Origin of the sequence: Flavobacterium buctense (assembly GCF_014486695.1) — a bacterium.
Lineage (GTDB): Bacteria > Bacteroidota > Bacteroidia > Flavobacteriales > Flavobacteriaceae > Flavobacterium > Flavobacterium buctense.
The window spans coordinates 1-361 of the sequence record NZ_JACTAB010000036.1 but is presented as its reverse complement, the minus strand read 5'-3'; the positions used below and the strand labels follow the sequence as shown (position 1 = coordinate 361).

Sequence of the window (361 nt, the reverse complement as noted above, 5' to 3'; positions counted from 1 at the left end):
GTTGGTTCTTATGGATGAAAAATTCAATAAGCTAAAAGAAACTGTTTCTGATGCTGAAGGTAAGTATGAATTCTTAGAAGTAGAATGTGGTACTAAATACTATGTAAATGCTTCGCTTGAAGATTATGAAACCAAAGAAGTGCCGGTTATCATCGGTTCTGAATCAGGGAAAACTGAGTTAAACATCGAGCTTAAAACTAAAACTTGTCGCGTTAAAATTGGTGACGACTTAGCGGATTGTTTCAAAATAAACATCATCTACTTCGACTTAGACAAATGGAATATCCGTCCGGATGCTGCAGTGGATTTAGCTAAATTGTTAGATGTATTGAACCAAAACCCATCTATGAAAATCAATATC

General features: G+C 34.9%; 1 protein-coding gene. It reads left to right on the top strand.

Features of this window, described 5'->3' with window-relative positions:
- A partial coding sequence (locus ICG50_RS13050) for a carboxypeptidase-like regulatory domain-containing protein (RefSeq protein ID WP_484489529.1) occupies positions 1-361 on the top strand: 361 nt, incomplete at both ends.